The organism is Actomonas spartinae, from assembly GCF_051209155.1.
Lineage (GTDB): Bacteria > Verrucomicrobiota > Verrucomicrobiia > Opitutales > Opitutaceae > Actomonas.
The window spans coordinates 545,695-566,014 of record NZ_JBPJGB010000001.1 but is presented as its reverse complement, the minus strand read 5'-3'; the positions used below and the strand labels follow the sequence as shown (position 1 = coordinate 566,014).

At 62.0% G+C, this 20,320-nt stretch carries 8 protein-coding genes; all 8 read right to left on the bottom strand.

The features are described from left to right. Positions 1-6: 6 nt before the first annotated feature. Positions 7-2,823: a hypothetical protein gene (locus AC0MRV_RS02295; RefSeq protein ID WP_472762806.1), complete on the bottom strand. Its 2,817-nt coding sequence runs from the start codon at positions 2,821-2,823 to the stop codon at positions 7-9. Between the two features lie 65 nt (positions 2,824-2,888). Further along, positions 2,889-8,435, bottom strand: coding sequence for an immunoglobulin domain-containing protein (locus tag AC0MRV_RS02290; RefSeq protein ID WP_472762805.1), 5,547 nt, complete (start codon positions 8,433-8,435; stop codon positions 2,889-2,891). Continuing rightward, positions 8,432-9,082, bottom strand: coding sequence for a hypothetical protein (locus AC0MRV_RS02285; RefSeq protein WP_472762804.1), 651 nt, complete (start codon positions 9,080-9,082; stop codon positions 8,432-8,434). Before AC0MRV_RS02285 ends, AC0MRV_RS02290 begins: the two co-directional genes overlap by 4 nt. 156 nt (positions 9,083-9,238) lie before the next feature. Continuing rightward, positions 9,239-13,447: a hypothetical protein gene (locus tag AC0MRV_RS02280; RefSeq protein WP_472762803.1), complete on the bottom strand. Its 4,209-nt coding sequence runs from the start codon at positions 13,445-13,447 to the stop codon at positions 9,239-9,241. A 102-nt stretch (positions 13,448-13,549) separates the two neighbouring features. Further along, positions 13,550-17,455 carry an immunoglobulin domain-containing protein gene (locus AC0MRV_RS02275; RefSeq protein ID WP_472762802.1) on the bottom strand — a complete coding sequence of 1,302 codons (3,906 nt, stop codon included), beginning with the start codon at positions 17,453-17,455 and terminating at the stop codon, positions 13,550-13,552. 163 nt (positions 17,456-17,618) lie between these two features. Continuing rightward, a complete protein-coding gene (locus tag AC0MRV_RS02270; RefSeq protein ID WP_472762801.1) occupies positions 17,619-18,287 on the bottom strand; it encodes a nitroreductase family protein in 669 nt (222 codons plus the stop codon). A gap of 38 nt (positions 18,288-18,325) precedes the next feature. After that, positions 18,326-18,685: a hypothetical protein gene (locus AC0MRV_RS02265; protein WP_472762800.1), complete on the bottom strand. Its 360-nt coding sequence runs from the start codon at positions 18,683-18,685 to the stop codon at positions 18,326-18,328. Between the two features lie 90 nt (positions 18,686-18,775). Further along, entirely contained in the window at positions 18,776-20,293 is a 1,518-nt protein-coding gene (locus tag AC0MRV_RS02260) for a sensor histidine kinase (RefSeq protein WP_472762799.1), read from the bottom strand. Positions 20,294-20,320: the final 27 nt, after the last annotated feature.

Sequence of the window (20,320 nt, the reverse complement as noted above, 5' to 3'; positions counted from 1 at the left end):
CGCCCGCTACAGACTGCCGTCAAACCCCGGTTCAAAGCCATCCGCACTATCGGGGTTAAGACGGTAGGTTCCGATACGCGTGCTGCCACCACGGAAATTGTAGAGTTCAATCACCCGTAGCAACTCGCCGAGCGACAACTGCCCGTCGCGGTTCGTGTCCGCCGTGTGATAACGCCCCAGCACGGCGGGCCCGGTTGCCGTGGTGTCGGTCGCAAAACCGTCGAACGACGACGTATCCATCGCATACCTACCCGTGCGCTGCGAACCGTGCCGCGTGTTATACAGCTCGATCACCCGCAGCAGCTCGGAAAGGCTGATGCTGAAGTCCCGATTCGTATCAGCCGCATGCCAGAGCGGTCGCGTCGGCAGAAAAAGTTCAGCGCCCTCCGCCAAGGTGCGGAATTCGCCGTCGCTCCCCACGCCGCCAATCAAAGCACGGAGTAAACCTTCCGCGGGATGCTCCTCGAACGGCGGAGCGCTCAAGTCGTAGGTGAATTGAAAAGGACTCGCCGGCGGGTTCGTCCATTCCCAGACCGCTAAATCCGTCGTCCCGAAAGTAGGCACCATCGTTGCCGCCGGAGCATCGCTCGCGACCAGCACCCACCCCTTCGGCAGAAACACCTCCCACCGCAGGGTCGCCACGTCTCCGTCGTGATGCACCGCGTTGTTCACCGTGATCGTCCCATCCTCGCGAACGCGGGAACGGAGAATGCCATGGGCCGCGCGCACTCGATCCACGCGCTGAAGGGCGACGAATTGCAGTCGTTCCAACCCCCTCGCAGCCGCATTCTGATCCCCGCCAATATAAACTTTCCCGTCCGGCGACGGCGCGATCAGATAAACCAAGGCGTTGCCTCGATCCAATGTTAGCAAGTCACCGGCGGGACTTTCCGCCGACGGTCGCACACTTCGCAACGGGCCATGCCCGCCCACCCAAATCGATCCATCCGGGAATGCACGCAGCGCAAAGTTGTAGAAGTCGCCACCGATCACGGGAAGATCGGACGGCGCTTTCCCATCGGCGGAGAGCACGTGCAAATAAGGCCGGAATTCAGTCGCCGTCTGATACAGACTGAAACCGCCGGCGAGCACGATCCGGTCGTCGTCCATGAGCGCCAAATCGTTCAGTTCGCCGACCGCGGCATCCGTCTCGCCGAAGGTGAGGTCGATCTCGCCATCCGCCTCAAGTCGGACGAGTCCCTTGATCGACCGTCCACTCACATTGCGAAACCGACCGCCCACGACAAAGCGGCCGTCGTTCTGTTGCTTGATTCGCGTCGCCTGATCGTCGAAGACCAGATCGCCACGGAACGTGATGTCGCGCGATCCGTTCGCCGCCAACCGCACGACGCGCCAGTTTCCCGAAGAATCGAAACCCACCACCACCAGTCGGCCGTCGTCGAGCAACACGGCATCGTAAACATAACTCAGGCCCGCAGCCAAGGAGTTGTAAGTTTCGTCGATCGACCCATCCGCCCGGAAGCGAACGCACGGTCCGTGAGTCAGCGAATTGGTTCCTCCCGCCGCCAGAACTTTGCCCGAGGGCAAAGTGAACACGCGGTTGAATGTGCCGTCCAATCCCAGGCCCCACCCCCGCTCCAACGCACCATCGCTTTGCAGCTCCACGATCCGGGTCGTCGCCGTCCCGTTGACGCGATCGAAGTAGCCCACCGCCAGGATTCGGTCATCCGGCAAGAAAGCCACATCGCGCACGGACCCCGGCTGCCAAAGCTCACCCCTGCTCGCCATGCTGAGCCCGCCGCCCGCCGTGAAAGTCGCAATCTGCCGCCCCCGATTCCCGCTGTTGCTGGCCCAGACCGCTCCGTCCGGCAGAGCCAGCACATGACTGATGAACGGCAGCACTGCGGCCGCTTGAAACGTCGGGTCGATCCGGCCGTCGGCTTCGAAACGCATCAACCGCGAAACGGCACGAGCACCGTGTTGCGTAAACGATCCACCCACCACGATGCGTCCATCTTCCGTGAGGGTGACCGCCGAAACCGGCGCGTTGAAACTGCCGCTCGCTTGCCAGACGTCCGCGTCGGCGCCGGTAAGTTCGAGGCACCGCAGGTAAGGCACGTTGCCCACCGTGGCCATCACCCGTCCGTCCGGTCGCACCGCCAGATCGGAAACCCAACCCAGGTCAGCCCGGGCCACCCAATCGGGATCGAGCGCGCCGGACGCGGTCAGCAGGACCAGGTTGGGCACGGCCACTTGGCCGACTTGCAGAAACCCACCCCCAACCAGGATGCGCCCATCCGCGAGCACCCGCACCTGTCGCACTTCGCCATCGAATTCGCCGGCCGGCACGAAAGTCGGGTCCACCGTGCCATCCGCCTCCAGTCGCAGCAATCGTTTGTGCGGGAACACACTTCCCGCCGCCGCGATCACAATGCGCCCATCCGCCTGCACCGCGATGGCCTGGGCTCCGTTGAGGTTTACACTGCGCGCGTCGAATGAGTCGTCCTTCGTGCCATCGGGCAGGAGACGCACAAACGGCAGGATCTGTCCGGGTAGTTGCGGGGTGCGGTCGAAGCCTCCCGCCAGGATTTTCCCGTCCGGTTGCACCGCCACACAGAGCACGTTGGCCGGCGCGTGGAGATCGGCCAAAAACGATTCGTCCACCGAACCATCCGGACGCAACCGCGCCAGATTTCGCCGATAAACACCATTCACCGCCGCAAACGAGCCACCCACGATCACGTGCCCGTCCGGCTGCGGTGCCACCGCATTGAGGGTGGCGCCAACAAGGTCGAACGCCGCCGAAAATTCCCGATCGACCCGCACCAGTGTCGGTTCCTGCGCGCCGGCAAACGTGGCCACCGCTCCTATCATCAACCCGAAGGCGGCGGTCTCAATTATCGAGCCCCAAAACGATATTGAACGCATCACGATTCTCCCGGCGCGAAGCCGTCATCCGTCCCCTCCGCCGCCCGATACGTGCCGGTGCGTGTCGTCCCGGCACGCGTGTTGTAGAGTTCGATGACACGGAGTAGTTCACTCAGGCTGAAATGGCCGTCGCGGTTGTAGTCGCCCGAGTGATACCGCGGGAGCTCGAGTGGAGCACCATCGGCCGAGGAGCTGTCGCCATTGAAACCATCCGCGGTGCCTTCCGCCACTTGGTATCGGCCGGTGCGCTGCGTTCCGGATCGGGTGTTGTAGAGTTCGATCACCCGCAGCAGTTCGCTGAGACTCAAACGCCAGTCTCGATTTGTATCGGCGCTATGATACGCGGGACGCACTTCGACGACCAAGGGATCCGGCTGCGCCAACACAGCTCCCGACTCGCCATCGAGCGTGACTTCAACGTAAGCGACCAACGACCCATCGATCGCGTTACCGTCCGGCACCTGGAGTGAGTAGGAGAAGCCCAGCGTCTCGCCGGCCGGAGCGTTCCAGGTCCATTCCAGCAGCTCCGCCTGGCCCGCAGCCGGACGATCTTCGACCGAGAGACCGGCCGTATCCGCCAGAAAACTCCAACCCGCGGGCAGCAGAACCGACCACCGCACGAATTCGACTCCATCCGCGGGAACGCTCAGCAGATTCACGATCTCAACACTCCCTCCCGGCTGCACAAAATCGGCCAAAGTTTCGTGCCCAGCGACGAAACGACCCGTGGCGTCCAGCAAAGTGGCTCGAGCCGTCGAACTCGACGTGCTCCCGTGCAAATTCAAGGCAACGACTGTGTAGTCGCCTTGATCCGCGGAGGCCACAGCTGGTAAACGCAGCACCGGACCCGTCGCATCCGGGATCGCCTCGCCGTTGTGATACCATTGCAAAGTGGGACGAGGCAGGCCCAGCACTTCGACTTCGAAAGCAATGGTGTCGCCCAGCGCCATCACCACCGACTGCGGTTGCCGCAAAAAGGAAGGGGCTCCTCCCACGTTGGCGGCTTGGGAGACCGATACCGCCACATCGTTGATCAAAAGGTCCACTTCCCGGCCGGCCTCCGTTTCATTGAAGTCGACCGTGATGGCGATTTCACCGCTACCCTCGCCTTGGGCCGGTTCGACGCTGACCCAGTCGGCCGCTTCCGCGACCGACCAAGCGGTGTCCGACGTGACCGCCAGACGCAGGACCTCGCCCTGCACGGCGGCTGTTAGGAACTCGGAGTCCACCGATAAGGCGCGCAACGGCAACCGCTCTCCGGTCGCCGCGACGGGTTCCCGAGCCTCGCCCAACAGTGGCACGGAAACCACCCAGTAGTGGTAATCCACACCACCCAGCGGAGGGGCGTCCGAGTAGCGGGGCGCCCGCCAAGCGGGCTCAAGCAGGTCCGCCTCTGCCATTTCTGCACTCGTTCCCCGCCAAATTTGATAAGTGCCGTCCCCGGCCTGCGGCACCCAGCTCAGTTCAATCCGGTGGCCCGATGGGTCGGTGGCGATCCGCAGCGCATTCGGTGGCAGCGCGACTCCCTCCGTTCCTCCCGCAAGGGGGATGAAATCGGTCACTTCGGTGACCTCGTCGGCCGTAAGGGCATAACCCCAATTGTTGCCCGCGCCTCGCAAGACACCATTGGTATCCAAGTAGAGACTACGGAAAGCCCCTGCCCACACGCCGACGGCATCGGTGCGGAGCAGTTGCTTCGACCCGCTCGAAACATCGGGCAAACCCAGCACTCCGCCCCGGGCATCACCGCTTCCATAAAGTTCGTTGCCCTCTTTGAGATACAAGAGGTGCTGCCGTCCGGCCGCCATGTGAACCACGTGGTCGTCAATCAACACCGGCGACGTAAACGTCGGCGTCGTGGATGGACTCAGCAGGTTGCTGTAGTTGCTCCCGGTTCCCCAGAGTTCGCCGGCGGTCGTCAAGTAGGTGCTGAACAAGCCTCCGGCGGCGGCGGCGGCCACCCCGCCATCGACCAATTTTACCGCGCCGAGCGTGCCTTCGTTGAGATCGACTCCGTTGCCCAACTGGCCGAGGCGCTGGCTGCCCCCGCCCCATAGGCTGCCATCGGACTTCACGAACAAGCAATGGGTCTCGGCAGCGGAAACGCTCACCACATCCGTCGCGACTTGGCGCGCCGCATCGAGAACCCTAACCACACCGTCTGACTCGAGCACGCTCTCACCGGCAATCCAAAGGGTGCCATCCGCCTTGAGGTAAGTGATGAAGTAGCGCGCGGCAGACATTGAGACCACCTCTTCCGCAACCAGGATCGGCGACAACACCTCCGCCGGCAGCTCATCGCCCAGCTGCTGCTTCGCGTTGTCGCCCAGCCCCCACAAGGTGCCGTCCGATTTGAGGAAAAGCTGGGTCCCGTTGCGCACCGAGATCGCAACCACCCCCGCCATGATTCGCGCCGGATAGGGCCGATATTCGCTGGTGCCATCCCCCACGCGCCATCCACGTCCCCAGAGGGTGCCATCGGCGGTAACAAAGTGGATCGCCGACGCGCCGCCGGCCGTCAGGACACGGGACGGTCCCGCGACCTGAAGTTCAGCCACACCAGACACGACGTTGGCCGCAGAGTTGGTGGCGACACACCGAAGTTCCGTGTTGGTCCATTCCGTTCCGACCGACGCCAATCGCAACACGGCTTGATCCACGCCGCTGATTGTCTCGGTTTCCGTGAGGTCAGACCATTCGGTTGCTCCCGCCGTCCGGCTCTGCCACTGCAGGACCGGATCGGGGCTGCCGGTGACCTCGACAGAAAACTGCAAATCATGACCCGCCAAGGTATCAATCGATTGCGGGTGCTGGCTGAAAACCGGTGCGAGACGATTGCGCAGACCGCTATCGCTGGCGGAAAAGACGCTCGCCCCAGCCGGATTCACCGCTCGCACCCAATAGTGGTAGGTAATTCCGGGAACCGTTTGGCTGTCGAGGAACAGCGTGCCCTCCAACCGGCCGCGCACCAACCGGGCCGAACCAACTTCGTCGGTCGTCGAACGCCACACTTCATAAAAGCTCGACCCCACCACTGGGTCCCAGTTCACCCGCACCACCTCCAGTGGAACATCGTCAGAAGCAACGACTCCGGTCGGCGCAACCGGTGCCTCCAGTGGACCATCGGCCAGCCACACGGGGCGAGTCGGGTATTCGGTCGTGTCCAACGCCAAGCGCGCCGCCTGTCCGGTTCCCCAAAGTGAACCATCTTGCTTGATCCAGACGCTTTCCCTTTCCCCGCCGGCAATCGCAAAGACATCGGTCGCCATCTGCACCGGTGTGGTCACGGTATCCTTGGTTCCATTACCGATCTCACCATAAGCATTCTTTCCAAATCCCCACAGTGTCCCGTCGGCCTTGAGGAACAGGGTGTGGTAGTCCCCCGTGGCAATGTCGATGACATCGGTGAGTCCGGAATCAGTCGGATCATTAAAATCTGCCGCGCCATTATTCCCCCAAATCAACACGGTGCCATCCGCCTTCAGCAGGAGTATGGAGGCATTGTGATGCGCCATTTTCACGACCCCGTCGACGACCAGCTCGCGCCCTTCCGGGACAAACCGATTGAGACGCCAAACCTGACCGTATCCGTCCAAGTATGACGCATTGTAGCCCCCCGCGTAGTCCTGAACCAAATCAGCGACGAGCGAGAGGTTGTTGTTGGAGGTTGAGTTCTTCCGGAACACCGAACCATCGCGGTCGATGATCGCGGCCGAGGCCGAAAGCGCCGCGTTTCCGGCCAACACCACCAACTGGCCTTGGACCGGGTCGTAGAACGTCAGATCGTTGTTCACATCAATCGTGTGCAGGGTCGAAGCCGAACGATCCAGAAACACCACCGTTCCACGGTTGCTGTCGCGGTTTGGTCCTCCGCCGGTCATGAACATCAACTGCCCGTTCGAGCGGACAAAATATGTCCCGGAAGCCCGCACGATCCCTGGACCAGAATCCACCGTGACCTCGATCGGATCCGACCAGGCAAAGCCCAGGTCGGAGGAGACTTTCACCCGGTAGAACCCAGCGTGCCTAGGTTGGGCATTGGATCGAAAATAGTTGGCGAACTTCCCTTCGCTCCCCGGCACCGCGGCCCCGTTGAGATACCATTGATAATCCAGTGAGCGAGAACCCTCCGCGGTCACGCGCAGCTGCAGCGTGGCGCCCTGCTGCACGGTGGTGTCGTCGGAAAGAGCGGTGATGACAGGCAGGGTTTCCTCCACGGTCATAAGGGCCGATTCACTGGCCACCGAGCCGTGAGCATTGGAGACCAACACCCGGAAGTATTCAGTGCCCACCAAGGTCTCGGTGCCAAAAACGGCCAAGGCGGTGGTTTGGGTGCCACTGTAACGATCGCCGTCGTCCAAGTTCAACCAACCGCCTCCGGAGGACTTTTGCCATTGGTAGGACAAAGGACCGTCACCGGCAGCTTCGGTGAAAAACCGAGCGGTCCCGCCAGCGCCCACCGTCACGTTGCGCGGCTGCAGCACAATGCGCGGGAAACCGGCATTGATCGTGCCGAGGACGTTGAGTCGAATGCGGCCGGTCAACCCCTCCCATCCCGCCACCGCAATGTGATAGGTCGTGCCGGTCACGACGTTGAAAGTGACCGCGCTGGTGCGAACATCGCCAATGACGACGTCGTCATTGGAGGCCACCCAAACCAGACTATCGACTGTCGGTCCGGTGTAGACCGCCATCACTGTATCAAAATTACTGCCCTCGGTGGTCAGTGTAACCGTGCCGGTTTCACCCGCGGTCCAATTCCACCAGACCGTCCGACCGGCTGTTATTCCAGCGTGGTCCGGTTCGCCAGATTCCCGCGTAGCGCCGATGTTCGTTCCCGTGACTGTCGCGCCACCTGTTCCAGCGGCGATCTGCTCTGCATCCGCAAAATCGTCGTTCGATGGCCGAAAGTCCGGTGGACCATACAACCACTGCGCGCCGGCGATGTCATCTTCCTGCAATCCATCGAGGTCGGAGACCACTGCGTTCATGATCGCCGTCACTTGTTGCGGCGGGTTCGCCTGATCGGGGTGCAGCAAACCGAGCACGTGACCCAGTTCGTGAATCGCAACTCGACGAATGTCCTGAGCCGTCTCGAGCAACGCCCCCCGGTAGGAGTCCCAGATCCAGGCGGAGTTAAAAATCACATCCGATTCAACCCGGCGATCCCCCCGATTGCGTGAAACCGCCACGGCCAAGGTATATTGATCGAATTCGTAGCCATCGATCGTGGAGTCCATCACGACTTCGTTATTTCCGTTCCAAACCCCGTAGTCCCCTGGCGCCCCCACGTTGGGCGCAAATTGCACCAATCCCACCTGCGCGTTCCAAACCTCCATCGCCGCGACGATACTGGTGCGATGATTGGTGCCGTCACTGAAGGTCTGGTCAGTCGGCAACAATACATCCATGCGGATTTCCCCAAGCTCCCACGTTACTACATAATCCTCCCGGGAGCCGGTCACCACATCGTAGGCCGACACGGCCCAAGGCATCCCCACCGCCAAAGCCAACCAACGAATCGTAGCGCGCCACAAGCGGTTCATTGGGCACCCTCCTCTGCCGCCGCGCGAATTTGCTGAGCAAATTGCTCCACCGTAAGTGGCGGCAACGCTGCCTCAGCTGCATCGGCTTCCGCTTCGGCATGCGAGAGTGGCGCGGCGACTTCCGCGGTGCTGCGAAGCAAATCTCCGTTCGCCCGAGCAACTACGGCACCATCAGAATCATCGTAACGAACAACCGGATACATGCCGTGCATCATCGCGACCAAGGGAAAAAACTGACGCCCATTGCCGCGCACAAACAGCACGTATTCGCTTCCCACCGCCAACTCGGTCACGCCTTCGATCCGCATGCTTTCGTTGCCGATTTCTCCCCCCAGAGTTTTTAGCACCAACGGCTCGGGTGCCTGCCCGGCGAGAGTCTCCAGAACATCAATCGTAAACAACGTGAAAATCTGTCGGTGCGGTTCCGTCCCCTCCCAGACGCATTCCTTGGCCGCGACTTTTGCCCGAATGATGTAGTCAGACACTTGGACAAGTTCCGCAAACTCAGGCGGCCTCACTTCGACCGCGAGGGCGGTCCGAACCGGAACAAATCCAAAAGCAAACAGGATTACGAAACTGCCGTATAAACTGCGCAATGCGCTACCGCCCGTCAATCCGGGCCGATCGCCGGTAAAGCAACTGGTCATTCTATCAAATCAAGGTTGGTGACGTCACTCGGCCGGCCAGACGCGGAGCGTAAGGTGCATCCTGACGACCCAGCAGCAACCCCCGCAAGCGCCAATGCCGGCAAGCGAGCGTCGCCCGGATCAATGATAGCGATTCCACAGCCGGATTTGTTGAGATTACTCCCCGCCCGGCTCAAACCCATCGTCCGTTCCGACTGCTGCGCGATAGGCGCCCGTCCTTTGGGTGCCGCTGCGGGTATTGTAGAGTTCGATCACGCGGAGCAGTTCCGACAGCGAGATCGATGCATCGTGGTCGGAGTCGGCGGAGTGGAAATCAGGCAGGTTGACTGCAACATCGGCCGGTGTTTCCGGCGCGGTGGCATATCGATCCAAAGTGACTTCACTGGTCTGATAGCGACCGGTCCGCGTGGAGCCATAGCGAGTATTGTAGAGCTCGATCACCCGCAGCAGTTCACTCAAGCCGATGGCGCCGTCGCGATTGGTATCCGCACTGTGATGCCACGGGACCTCAGGAGCCGTAAGCGGATCGGGCCGCAAGAGCGACTGCAACGCGCTGTTGTTCTTGGTGCCGAGCACCAACCCCGCAAACTCCGCCGCCACCGCAGCGTCGTCCGGCACGGCGAGCGTGTAGGTGAAGGAATCTCCACTCGGGGGGGCTTCAAACCACGCCCATTCCAGATAGCCGGTCTGTCCCACCTGCGGGCTCACATCCGCCCCCGCGCCGGGATCAGTCGACACGTAGGACCAACCGTCGGGCAGGAGCACTTGCCAGCCGAGGCTCGAAACCGCGCCAACGTAGGAGAAGGTGCTGCGAATCCGCATCAATCCGCCCGCCTCGAAACCATGGCGCAGGTAATTGTGGCTACCCGTCAGAGGATCGGCCGCCGCGTTCACGGTGAGCACCATGTCATTGCTGCGGAAGCTACCGGTGGAGTTACTCAACTCGTAGTGATAGGTGCCGGCCTGTAGAATATCGATGTTGGTCAGCTCCAAACGTGCTTCCGTCTGCTCGGGCAGGAGTATGCCATTGTGATACCAACGAATGGTCGGGTAGGGGTTGCCATAGATCGACACCCACCAGGTGTTGGAAGCGCCCTCGTTGACGTAGAAGCTTTCATAAAGGCTTCCACCACTGGGTGCGCTCAGACTGGGGATATTGACATAGGACTCCCAGCTGTAGCTCGAGACCTGCCCTGCCCGGATCGTTTGGATCCGGTAGTAGTAGTAGGCATCGTTCATCTTGGGGTCCGTATCGGTGAATTGCGCCTCCGCGGGCGCGTCCAGCGTCGCAATCACTCCGAATTCACTCTCGTTAGGCCCACGGCGTTCGACCACCACTTGATCCACCTCTCCATACGCATTCCAACGAAGCAGGACGTTGTTATCGGCGATCCGCGAAAGCTCCGTAATGGAGGGTCGCGACGGCGGGGCAGGCGGAGTCGTGACGCTGGCGACGTTACTCCAGTCACTAGCCTCCGAACTGGTGTTGGCCCGGATACGATAGTCGTAGCTCGTCTCCGCGCTCAACCCGGAATGAGTGAAGGTGACCACATTGCCATCCAGCGTTTGCAGCACCGTCCATTCGTCCTGACCCGCCTGCCTTGTCTGCAAGGTCAAGGAGGTCTCGAGCGAGTGATCCGTCCACGTCAGCTGCACCTGTGTATTCGACAACGCGACGGCACTGAGTTCTGGCGCCACCAACGGCACCCCGACAGAAAGGTCATAAAAGGCCAGAGAACCGTTCTGCGGCACGATCAACTTGCCACTGGTATTGTTGAAGGTGCTGACCGTCGTTGAAGTCGGCATCGCGTAGGCGACGGTTTTGTTTTCGACGTCAAATACCATGTCGCGACCAAAGGCCAAACTGCCGTCGGCGTTGGTCGAATAGACCTGGGCGTCCAAGGCCCACTCCTCTTCCAAACTCGCCGTAAACACGGCCCCGTTCCAGAAGATGCGGGACCCGTCGTCGGAGCCGACCACGTTGCGAGAACCGTAGTAACTCACGTAGTCCACTCGCTTGCTCGCCAACTGGGTGAATTTGTCGCCCAAAAGATCATAGCGCTGCAGGGTCGCGCCACTGCTGTTGCTGTCGCCGTGGTAATAGTAGCGTCCCCCGGCCGTGCTCACGCCGCCTCCCTCACGCACATTTCTCTCGACCAAGGTTTCCCCCGTAAGGGTGTCGACCAGGAACATGTCCACCCACTGATCTTCAGCTTCAACGATGATTCGTCCGGCACCACCGGCGGCCACCCGGTAAGGGTCGCCATCACCGTAAGTGTAGCTCGATCCAGGAGCGAAACCGTAAGACCGCACCTGCCGCATGGTCGCTTTGTCCACGGCGACAATGAAGCCCGGACCCCAGTTGGTAACATAAATTCGTCCTTCCAAATTATGCAGCTCGAAGTCCGTCACCGACTGCCCCACCCGCACCGCGCGCAAGATCGTCTCCGCCTCCGAATCGATTTCCAAAAGATAGGCCCGCGGCACTGTTTGGGAGCTGTCTTCACTGATCGCATAAGATAGCGCGGTGGCCGGATCAGAACGCAGGTGTGTGACCACCATCTCATCCACCGTAAAATAAATCGGCAGGGACACTTCTCCATCGTCATGCGTCAACAAGATCGCCGATTCATGCGCGCCAGCGGCCAGTTGCGAAGCGTCCAAATGCACTTCGAGCGCTCCCGGGGTCACCCCATTGGTCGCCGTGAAGCTGACCCAATCATCGGCACTGGATGCACTCCACGCCAACCCATCGCTCTCCCCCTCCAAGTCGATCACCACGACGTAGTCCGAATGCGCCTGCACCGTCGCCGCATCAATCCGCCGCACGGTCGGTGCCACCAAAGAAACCAAGAAACTACGCTGTATGCCCCGAATGATTTCGTCGCCCACCACCGCATCCACGCGCCAATAATAAGTCTGATTGGAGGCCAGGGTTTCACCGAGCTCCAGACGCCCCTCCGTAGCGGTCCCGACGAACACCGCATCCTCCGGCGTCCCCGCGTCCACCTCGGCAGCACTCGTGCCCAAATAAACCTGATACTGATCCACTCCGGGCAACCCGATCCAGGTCAACGCCGCCGGAGGCGTGACCGCCGAGCGATCCGCCGGTGAGATCTCCTGGCCCTCGAGATCCACCGTCCAAAGCGCATCCAACAACTCCACCACCCGCAACTCCCGCTGACTGTCGAACAGCACCAACCGCGTATAGTCGGCCGTGATGGCTTGAACCGAACTCTCCGTCGGCAAGGAGACCAATTCGTTCCCGGTCGCGGTATCAAACACCCCACTGGAGGTGGCCACCACCTCGCCGTTGGCACTGGCGGCATAAATCGGTCCGGCGAAGGTGGCGATCGGCACACTCAGGTCGTCGACCGCGTATGCATGTTGTTTGAGAAAGACGGTGCTGCCATCGCGAGTCAGTATTGCCGGCGTGTTCTGGGGATCGCGCGACATGTTGTTCGAAGTGTTCACCACTTCTCCCAGCAATCCCTGCGCATTTACCGGCACCGAGAACGCGTGGGAGACGCTCAATCCCGCTGTCCAACCATACTGATGCCAACCGACCACAGCCGAACCATCCGGCAACATCGCCGCATCGCCCACGCCTACGGCCTTGGTTTGCAAGACCCCTCCGGTCGTGCGATCGAGGACGTGCAGGTTGGACTCCCATGCGCCGTCCGAGTAATAGATCAGATTCCCCGGCCCATAAAACACGCTGCCCGCACTGTCTTCGATCCCCCACTCCGAGTAACTCGGCAGATTGATCACATCGGCGACCGATCGACTCACCAGATCGATCACGTAGATTTGCTGGCTGGCGCTGCACAAAACGATCGCTTCGGCCGCGTCCGCCGAGATGGCCATGTCGGTCGGCTTTTCACCCACCGTCAGAAAACCAATTCCCGCCTCCGCCACCGGATCATAGATCAGGAGACCTCCCGTGTCCTCCTCGTCCTGCTGCAGCCCGTAAACCACCGGCCGCACCGGATCAGCCTGCAATACCACCAAGTCCAGCAGTGAGGTGATCACCTCCACCGCAATGTTCGCCTCCTGGCCGCCACCGCTTAAGGTGACCGTGCCGGCGCTGGTCCTGGCCACCAACCCCTGCGTAGCAAACGTCAACTCCACCGCACCGGCTGCCGGAATCACCTCAACGCTGACCCAATTCACATCCGCGCTCGCCGACAGGTTGGCCAAATCAAAGCCGCCGCTGGTCGTGACCGCGATCCGCACCGGGAGCGGACTTGCGATCGGATTGCTCACGACTTCCAGCCGCGTCTGCGCGGGGCTGAAGGATTGAGCGTGGAGCGAAAGAACGAGAACGAGGGAGAGCCAAAGGCCCAGGCCAAAACGGAGTTTCATGACGGGGAATCGATGAGGGAGATAGATTCAACCCCGGAGACGATGGCCAGGTCGCACCGGAAGGACGGAGATAAAACCCAGTCCCTCCAAGTCTCGCAAGACTCAACCCGGACCCGGCTCAAATCCATCGTCCGTCCCCTCCGCCGCCCGGTAGGCTCCGGTGCGCTGAGTGCCGTTGCGGGTGTTGTAGAGTTCGATCACGCGGAGGAGTTCGCTCAGCGAAACCGCTCCATCGCGGTCGAAATCGGCCGAGTGGAAACGGGAGAGCGGCGCATCATTCGCAACCTCAGTGTGCGGGGCGAAACCATCCGCGGTGCCTTCCGCCACTTGGTATCGGCCGGTGCGCTGCGTTCCGGATCGGGTGTTGTAGAGTTCGATCACCCTCAGGAGCTCAGGCAGACTCAGGAAACCGTCCGCATCCGTGTCGGCCGAATGGCGCGTCGCAGCGGCAACCACCGAGACGGCCACACCTGCCGTCGTCAGCTCACCAGCTTCATTGGAGATCACCACTTGGTAGCTTCCCGCATCACTGAGCTCCGCGGAGGTGAGCGTCAGGACAGCGGAGGTAGCGCCGGAAATGTCCACACCATCCCGTTGCCACTGATAAGACAGTGGTTCCGTGCCCCCGGCATACAAACCGAGCTGGATCGATTCACCTTCGACAACGCTCTCATCAGCAGCCGGGAGAATCAGAAACGGCGCGGTGGGCGGAGAAATCTCCGCGGTGTCATAGACCTCCAACAACCCGAAGCCGGATTGCGCATCCGGAGCTGCAAACTCCACCGAAAAGACGCCACCCAACAAATCCTGCTTGGTCGCGGCATCGTAACTGAGTTGGTCAAACAGCGGAGCACCCACCGCCGCAAAATCCGGCGACAGATCGCGACCAACCAGCCAGCGATCGTTCGTCGCGAAAACGGTCCCGCCCTGGGACAAGGTCAGCCGGGCACGCGCAATCGCGCCAGGCACCGTCAGGTCGGATGCGACCGCCCGTAAAATCAGATCCCGCGTGGTCGCGCCGCTCCCAGCCAGCACCAAGCCCATCGCGACCGGATCCGTCGCCGAAACATGCGTTCCCAATCCCACATGCACGAGTCGTGTCGTGGAAGAAAGCGCGTCGGCATCATAGACTTCGATCAGAATCGTCCCCGCGGTCGAACCGCTGACCTCCAGAATATAGTTTCCAGCCGGGAGGGAGGCGAACAGCGCCGCATCCTGACTCGACGCCTCAAGCGCCAGCGCTCCAACCGCGGTCGAGGCCGACGCGACCGCCGCCAGGTTTTCCGTTTCCTCGCCCCAATCATCGTTGATGCCGATCTCTGCTCCGGCCGCATCCAGCAAGCGCAGGCGTGGGTTCGCCATCGCGTCATCAAAACCGAACGAGGCCAAACGCGGGCCCACCACCCGCAGCAACACCGTCTTTGTATCCGATCCTTGTATACGGAACGGCGCGTAGGCCGTTGCGCCGCGCGCCAAGGTGATGAAAGCCGAGCTCGCCAAGAGAGCGCGCTCCGCCGGCACATAAGGCTCAACCGCCACCAGCACCGGCGCGCTGACCGCGGAGCCCAGGTCGTTGGTCACGACGACCGAATACCGTGCCGCATCCGCCGCCGTCACTGCGCCCAATACGAGCGTCGCCGAGGTCGCGTCGCTGAGGTCCACGCCGTCCTTGCGCCATTGGTAGCTCAGCTCGCCCGCGCCGACCGCCGCCACGGTCAACGTGACGTCATCACCTTCGTCCACAAATGCGGCCGACGAGAGCTCCACCACCTCCGGTGCCGCCGGCGTATAGGTGCCCGTGCGGCGCACCACACCATAACTCGCCAGCACCAGATTCCCATCCGACAATTGTCCCACGGCAAGTGGCGACAGCAATTCGCCCCCAACCAGCTTCACCGAATCATCAAGGGAGCCATCACTGCGGTAGCGCACCAGCGAGCGAAATATCCGATTGTTTCCTGACCCCATTCGAAGATTGCCCGCCACCAGCACGCCGCCATCCGAGTCGGGGTAGACGCGCCCCAAGGGAGCATTCGCGCCCCAGTTAAACGACAGATCACGCACCTGCCGCACCGGATCGGAGGAGCCGGCCGCGTCCAAGAAATCCATTCCCTGGCTGTGCGTGACCACCACGTGGTCGTCGAACAACACGATGTCTGCCGTGTTGCTGATAGCATCCATGTCTGCGCGATAGGTCGTATCCACGTGCCCTGCTGCAGTCACCCGCTTAAACTCTCCAAATTGACCGAGGTAGTAACCGCCATCCGGCACCGCCGAGACCACGTAAACCGCGGCCTGGTGCCGGAATTGCCCATTCGTGCGCAACAGAAAATCAGGGTCCTGAGTTCCACTCGGCAGCACTTTTACTACGCCAGGTCCACCTCCCAAAGCGAGATCCCAAAACCAGCCCCCAACAAAGACTCCGCCATCCGGGGCCACTGTCAGCATAGTCTGGGCGCCACCAATCGACGCGCCGGTATTGAGCACAAAATCGGTATCGAGCGCGCCATCCGCATTCAGGCGCAAAACCGGTGCGACCTGCTGCTCGCCGTAAGCACTGAAGGCGCCCGACAGGTAAAGCTCTTCATCGTCCCGCACCGCGACGTGTTCCACGTGAGCGTTCGTTGTCACGCCGCCAGCCGGGAATCCGGACACCAGCTCACCATCGGCTCCAATCATCGCGAGATAGGGGCGTTCGACGCCGTTGATCCATCTGAAGTCCCCCGCCAGCAGGACGCGATCAAGCGATAGAACCGCGAGGTCATTCACCTCGCCGAAGGTGCGAAAAACCGCATCAAATTCGGGGCGGTCCTCCTGCACGTTATCGACCACCTTCAGCCCACTCAATAACCGGCCATCAGAATCTGATGAGCTGCCCGTGACGACCAAACCGCCGTCACTCAAGCCCGACATCACGAGCGGGTAGGTCGGCGGAAATATAATCGTGGTTTCGGTCGCCATCAACGTCGCGTCGAAGTGATGGATCGTCGAGTTGGTCGGACTTCCATCCGAACCAACCCAAACCCCTCCCGCTCCATCGGCCGCAATTTCCCTCACGCCCACCCCGAGGGTCGGTTGGAACAAGGGTGCGGTTCCATCGGCGAAAAATTTCGCCAAGGCATGATATTGATTGCCGCCCGCAGGTTGGAGACCCGTCACGCCAGCGAAGACGTCACCCGTCGAATCGCGGCTCAAACGCCAGCCGGTCGAGCCGCTGCTAAGGTCACTCAACCCAAGCTGCTGCCCCTCCACCACTTGACCTGCGAAATCCAAGGCCACTACCAAGGGATACCGCTGACCATCCACCCGATCGAATCTGCCAGCAACCACCAGCCGATCGTCGCCGAGTAGCACCATGTCATAGATGAATCCGCTTTCACCTGCGCTGGCAAAGCTCGGCGAAAACGAAGGATCAATCTCACCCGCCGAGTTCAATCGCCCCACCGAATAGGACCGGCTCAGCCCCACCTGCAAACTTCCTGCCACGTAGATGTCTCCATTGGCCGCGACCGCCAACTTGCGCACACTCACCGGGGCCAACACATCGCTCCGTCCACCCTTGAAGGCCGTGTCCACCGAGAGGTCTGGATTCAACCGCACCAAACCGTTCCACGTGAAGGACTCTGCCGATATTTCAAACCCGCCGCCCAGGAGGATTTTGCCGTCGGGCTGAATCGCGATGCACGCAAGATTGCTAAAGTGCTCAAAGGCAATCGAGACATCGGTGTCGATCGACCCATCGGCATTAAATTTAACCAAACCCTGCGTCCGCACGTCGTCGACCTGCAGGAACGCCCCCACCGCCCAAAAACCACCCTCTGCCGTCGGCCAAATATCACTGATGTTGGTTGCCTCGCGCTCCACCGCCACGGTCCAGCTTGGATCAGTTTGCAGCGGACCCGTGACCGGCGGCGAAACCGCTCTCGCGGAAAGTGCCGCCAACCAAACGGCACACAAGACAAAGGAGCGGTCGAAAACGGCGCGAAACGCCGAAGGGGCAGCAAGCATGACTCAGTGAGGGATTGAAAATCAGCCTTCCCACAAAGGGAAGGTGGTCGATCCCGAGGCCAGGCGGGAAGAAACACCGGATCGAAAACCCGGTCCCGGCTCAATCCCAATTAGAGCGTAGAGCGGCTCAAAAGATCACCTGCCCCCGTCTGTGGAGCTTGGCTCAACGAAACGTCACGATCTCCTCCAAGGCCTTTTTTCCGATCACCGGCACCCGTGCGTCTACCGCCGGGTGACCGACGACCAGCAGAAGGAAGGGCTTTTCCGTCGCGGGTCGCTCGAGGATTTGGTTGAGGAATCCCATCGGACTCGGGGTGTGCGTGAGGGTCGCCAGGCCCGCTTCGTGCAGTGCCGCGATGAGCAACCCGGTTGCAATGCCCACCGACTCCTTCGGGTAGTAGGTCTGCCGACGCTCCCCTGTCATCGGATCGACCATCGCATTCACCGCAAAGATCGCGATCAACCACGGGGCCGTTTCGAGGAACGGTTTCTCCGCATTGGTGCCGAGCGGGGCGAGCGTGCGCTTCCATTCCTCGGGCGCGCGGTGCGCGTAAAACTCCCGCTCCTCCGCCTCGGCGGCTTCGCGAATCCGGCGCTTCACCGTCAGGTCGCCGACGGCTGCGAAATGCCAGGGTTGCTGGTTGCCACCGCTCGGCGCCGTGCCCGCCGCGCGAATACACGTCTCGATCACCGCGCGTGGCACCGGGTCGGCCGCAAAGGCCCGCACCGTGCGGCGGGTGCGCAACCTCGCGAGGCACGCCACCGCGCCGGCCGCCAGTTCAGCATCCGACCGCCGCTTCCACTCCAGGGGTTCCATCGACGCACTGTCCATGGAATCACCTTGAAAGCAGATGCCCGGATTGTCCGACCTTATTCGCCGTGCTGACGCGCGTCGCGCGGCGGCGGTCCGTCGCGGCGGGGCGGCGGCAATGCCCGCATCAACTCGTCACCGGAGATTTGCCCGTCGGCGTTGGCATCCAAGGCCCGCAGCACCGCGCTCGCCGCCGCAATCTCGGTCGCGGCGAGTTGACCGTCACGATTGGTATCAAACACCAGCAGGAGCGGGTGCGGCGGGTGATCTCCGCGGTCAGGACGCTCACCGCGCTCGCCCGGTTGACGCTCCATTGCACCGGGTCCATCCGGCGGCGGCATCGGCGGTTCGGCCCGCGCCATCGCTGCAGTCAAATAGAGACCAGCCAAGAGACCAAAGGCCATCCACAGGGCGGTCATCGCACGCTTACAAAGGATATGTTCATTCATCACGCCGCCCATCATGACGGAGCCGCGTAAGCCCCGTGTGAACGCGGGCGGGCGCTTTTATTAAGGCCGCGTAAAATCGGCCGCTTCCGTGCGCAACTCGATCACAACTTCGAAGCCGTGCGGGCTGCGATTGCGGAACCGCACGTTCCCGCCCATTGCCGCGATGACCGTGCGCACGATGGACAGACCGAGACCCGTGCCCCCCGTCTCCCGCTGGCGCGCCGCATCGGGCCGGTAAAAGGGTTCCCCCAAGTGCTCCAACGCGGCCGGCGGCACGCCGGGTCCGTCATCGGCGAGGATCAACTCCACGCCATGGTCGGCCGCAAGTTGCGCCGTGATCTCCAGCCGCACGTCCGGACCACCGTGGCGTTTCGCGTTGCGCACGAGGTTGGCGAGCGCCCGCTCCAACAAGCGCAGGTTGGCGCACACATCGAGATCCTCCGCCACCGCAACCCGCACGTCCATCTCGCGCGCTTCCCGCGCCACCACACAACGCACCACCTCCGCCAAGCGCACGGCCTCCATCGCCACCGCTTCGCCGCCGAGATCGGCCTGGGTGAAGTCCAACAACTCGCCCACCAGCGCGCCCATCTGCTCGACCTCCTCGCGCACGTCTTCGACCTGTGACCGCATTTCTGCCGGCACCCGCTCTTCCAGAATATGCGTGCCGAGCTGCAGCCGTCCAATCGGCGAACCCAACTCATGCGCCACATCGGCCAGGAACTTTTTCTGACCATCGACCAGCATCTGTAGTCGCGCCGCCATGACATTCACACTTTCACCCAACCGCCCAATCTCGTCGCCGCGGGTTGCCGGCACCCGGGTGTCGAACTTGCCTTCGGCGATTCGCCCGGTGGCCACCTGCAGCGCCCGCAAGGCTCGCGTGATCCCGACCACCAGAGGCAGCCAAAACACGACTGAAACGATCACCACAATGCCCACCGCCCACAAAATAGGCCGCAGGTCGAACAAGGCGCCGAAGCTCAACGCCGACTCCGATGACGCAAACAAAGTGCCCGGTCGCGGCGGCCCGCCCGGCCTCACGGTCACCGGCACCCGGGCACCCATCCACCATTCCGCGGGATCATCCGTGCGCACGAGAATGCGACCGTCGCGTCCCAACACCTCACCGCGATTGGCGGCTGGTCGCGGTGGCGGCGCCGCCTGCGGTGGTGGCGGCCGCAGGCCATCGCCCTGCCGGGGTGGGGGCGGATTGCCGTCGCGGCGAGGAGGACGGTTCTCGGCCGGCGGCGGCCGCATCTGCCGGGCGACGATTTCCGGCAACTCACGCGTCGGTCCCGCCACCTGCGTGCCGTCGTTGTAATACACCGCAAACGTGAGGCCATAGTCCGCCGCGTAACCTTCGAGCAAACGCTCACGTCCCGCCGCGTCCTCCTGATTGAGCTCCGCCATCAGCACATCGGCTACGCCACGAAAGCGGTCTCCCGCCGTCCGCTCGATCCAGCCATTGAGTCCGCCGGTCGAAATCAAAACGCCGAGCGCCACCCCCCCCAACAACACCAGGTTGAGGATCAACCAGAGACCGATTTTGGCCGCAAGGGTGAGACGTAGCTTCACGAGAAAAGACAGTTTGACGAAATCTCC